This window comes from Holdemanella hominis, assembly GCF_014306155.1.
Classification (GTDB): Bacteria; Bacillota_I; Bacilli_A; order Erysipelotrichales; family Erysipelotrichaceae; genus Holdemanella; species Holdemanella hominis.
On the sequence record NZ_JACRWH010000094.1, the window covers coordinates 1 to 3,036 of the forward strand.

At 44.2% G+C, this 3,036-nt stretch carries 4 protein-coding genes; 1 reads left to right on the top strand and 3 read right to left on the bottom strand.

The features are described 5' to 3' along the window. Nucleotides 1-260: 260 nt before the first annotated feature. The 3 genes from H8911_RS11870 to H8911_RS11880 form a co-directional block, all read right to left on the bottom strand. Nucleotides 261-1,595, bottom strand: coding sequence for a relaxase/mobilization nuclease domain-containing protein (locus tag H8911_RS11870; RefSeq protein WP_055143071.1), 1,335 nt, complete (start codon nt 1,593-1,595; stop codon nt 261-263). After that, the gene (locus H8911_RS11875) at nt 1,556-1,885 is read right to left on the bottom strand and encodes a plasmid mobilization protein (protein WP_002584958.1); all 330 of its coding nucleotides are present in this window, start codon (nt 1,883-1,885) and stop codon (nt 1,556-1,558) included. The genes H8911_RS11870 and H8911_RS11875 overlap by 40 nt, the downstream gene beginning before the upstream one ends. A gap of 201 nt (nt 1,886-2,086) precedes the next feature. Then, the gene (locus tag H8911_RS11880; RefSeq protein WP_003431285.1) at nt 2,087-2,449 is read right to left on the bottom strand and encodes a helix-turn-helix transcriptional regulator; all 363 of its coding nucleotides are present in this window, start codon (nt 2,447-2,449) and stop codon (nt 2,087-2,089) included. Between the two features lie 392 nt (nt 2,450-2,841). Here H8911_RS11880 and H8911_RS11885 point away from each other — a divergent pair, with 392 nt between their 5' ends. After that, nucleotides 2,842-3,027, top strand: coding sequence for a cysteine-rich KTR domain-containing protein (locus H8911_RS11885; protein ID WP_186999805.1), 186 nt, complete (start codon nt 2,842-2,844; stop codon nt 3,025-3,027). The last annotated feature ends 9 nt before the right edge of the window (nt 3,028-3,036 follow it).

Here is a 3,036-nt window from a genome sequence, read left to right on the forward strand (position 1 = left end):
TTTGAATGATAAGTGGTGTCCATAATTGAAGTATAGAATTAAATAGAGATGTAAACAAGACTTAGCAAATGAAAAGCGCCCATACAAATCATTTTATATGATTTGATGGGCTTTTTTTATCCTTGCGTGGACAATTAGAAAGCCGTTTTTGCGGGTTTGAATATACTTTATCGTCTATGTCGTTTTCATGCGCTGGAAGCCGCAGAAACACAGGCGTTTTCAGCCCTTAACATTCCACTTGCCACCCCATGTTTTGCGCCTTATCGCTCCTGCTCCCGCGCCCTGCTTTGGGACGGGTAAAGAATACTATCGACGTTCTTTTTGACAACGCCGTATTCCTGCATTTGCTTCTTGGCTTGCCGATAATCTTCATACAATTTGGTTTTCCTGTCGTTTAAGCTTCTATACTCCTTGCGCAGCGCGGCGAGATCGGGCAGCTTCTTTATCTGCATTTCCTTTAATGCCCTTGCCGCAGCTTCAAACAGGATAATTTCGCTTTCATGTCCCCGCAGATACTTTTCCTTGTCCGGCGATTTTCGGTATTCATCGTAAATCGGTTTTAACTGTCGGTATGTGGTGGTGTGCTTGATAAGCAGCGACAAATCAGACATACGCTGTTCCACTTCCTTAACCGCCTTTGCCGCCGCGTCATGGGCGGTCATAATATCCGCGATTTTGCTTTCAAGTTCGCTGTAATACTCAATCTTATTTTCGGTTAGGAAGTTCATGCTTTTAGCAGCCTGTTTCAGATTATGGATTTTCGCCCACCGTTCATAGCCCGCCGACTGTTGGGCTTTGATACTGTTTTCAAGATCAACGACAAGCCGGATTTTTTTATCTTCCCGCAGCGTTTTTGTTTTGGCAACATACACGCCCTTGATACGCTCCTTTATCGCTTCTTCCGTATAGGCCGCGCCGAGCGTCTTTGTGCGGGTAAACCGTTCCTGTCCGGCGGCGCGGAAAGAAATGTATTTGCCCTGTTTGATTTCATATCCCATTTCCTGCAAGCGGCGCAGCAGTTCGTCAAAATCTTTCACTCGGGGAATGAGGTTATCTATCGCCGTTTTCAGCTTGGCTTTATAGCTTGTACCTTGCTTTTCGGCGGTATATTCCGCATAGCTTTTCCCTCTGTCCTGTCCCGGCACGACGACGGATAGCCCATGCTCTTTACATATCCTGTCGCTGGTGCGCCGGATATGGTAATAGCTTTGTTTGTTGGAATGGTACTTTTTGTAGTCAACGAAGCTGACCGAGTTAAAAATCAAGTGATTATGCAGATGGTCTTTATCGACGTGAGTTGTCAAAACAAACTCATACTTGCCGCCTAATACCGCCCCGGCAAGTTCCATGCCGATTTTGTGCGCTTCTTCCGGTGTGGTTTCTCCCACCGCAAAGGATTGTATCAAGTGCCGCCCTAAATGTGTGCCGCGATCTCCGGCAGCTTCCCGCGTCCATGCAAACTCAATATCGGCGGTTTCCAGCCCGCAGCCGAAAGAGGACGCAAGCAGCTTCCCGTCTGTCTTTTCGGGATTTAAGATATAGTCTATCGCAGCCTTTAAGGTTGATTTAATAGGGTGCGTCTTTGTAACCGCCATATCTCGTCCACCGCCTTTTTAATGTCCTCTATATCCTGCCTGTAAACCGTCCCCGTCGCATTGGCGCGTTTTGCAATTTGGTTGATGTTCCGGCTCACCGCTTGCAGTTCCCGGATATATGCTTTTGTGTCGCTTCGGTCAACGACAAGAATATACCCGTCTATCGCCATTTTACGGAAGTATGCCCCATACTGCTTTATGGGAAGCTGCTTCATCTTCTCGTCGATCAGCCGCTTTTCTTCTTCCGTAACGTAAAACTTCATCTGTATATTTCTCTTTCGGTTTTCCATTTCCGCACCGCCTTTCGGTATAAGGGTTTGGGATTATCCCAACAAGCATTTTCCGCAAACGGGTACTCGTTTGCTGTGCTTGCTATCTACTCCATACCCCCACCGAAAGGCGGTATTTGTTGCGCGTTCCTTTGATTTTGGACGCAAAAAAAGATTGCAGCCGCCATGCGCTGCAATCTCCCGATTTCTCATATTGTGAGGTTAATCCTCTGCTTTTTCGACTTCCGTTATCTCCCTTGCTGTTGCGGTTACAATCCGTATGCCTTTATCGCTCATACCGTCCAGCAGCGCGTCAAGCTGCCGCCGCCCGGTGGATTTCTCCGCATTGCTGTTCGGGAAGAAAAATTGATCTACCGAAATATGATACCGGGTTACAAGGTCATAGAATACCTGTAAACTCGGCTGTTGTCCCTTGTTCTCGATATTCGCAAGGTAGCGCGGGGAAATATATAACTCGTCGCTTACCTTTTTGCGGCTCTCGCCGTATTCATTTCTCGCGGCTTTTATAGCTGCCCCGAAAGCCTTAAAGTCGTACAATGGTACGGGTCTTTTTGCCATTTTCATTCACCCTGTTACATTTTACAGTTCACCTTTCTTTTTGGATATGTCCACACAATTCATATCATTAGGTTAAATACTTCCTGTTGTGTATTGACAGTAGACTGATTTTCTGAAAAAATAAAATTTATGTAAAAGGAGGCGGCGTTTATGTTGCATAGCATGCGTATTAGATAAGCATTGAAAAAAAGGATTTTCCCATTTTCAACATGGGCTTTTTTGTCATGCTTATTTTGCGGATGCTATACAAAAAACTAACGACGTATAGATATAGTATAGACATAGTGCAAGCTATGCCTTAGTTTTGTTGTACTGCTCTGTGCATTATAAATGCAGGTCAATGCTCATGTTGAGGATTGACCTGCATTTTTTTGTGTAAAAAGGACGAGTGAAATATAATGCTTAAAAAATATTGGATAAAATGGCCGATTTGTAACGGAAAGACGAGAGTTCAAGTATTTCATAATACTGTATTAAAAGATTTTCCTCTTTTCTGCCCTAAATGCAAATTGACGCATATCATTGATGTAGAAAAATTAGAGATTGTAATCAAAAATACAGAAAAACAAACTTTTATTATTTAGAAGAAAGGA

Coding starts and splice junctions, on each gene's coding strand:
- H8911_RS11875 (WP_002584958.1), bottom strand. CDS start 1,885: ATGGAAAACCGAAAGAGAAATATACAGATGAAGTTTTACGTTACGGAA.
- H8911_RS11885 (WP_186999805.1), top strand. CDS start 2,842: ATGCTTAAAAAATATTGGATAAAATGGCCGATTTGTAACGGAAAGACG.
- H8911_RS11880 (WP_003431285.1), bottom strand. CDS start 2,449: ATGAAAATGGCAAAAAGACCCGTACCATTGTACGACTTTAAGGCTTTC.
- H8911_RS11870 (WP_055143071.1), bottom strand. CDS start 1,595: ATGGCGGTTACAAAGACGCACCCTATTAAATCAACCTTAAAGGCTGCG.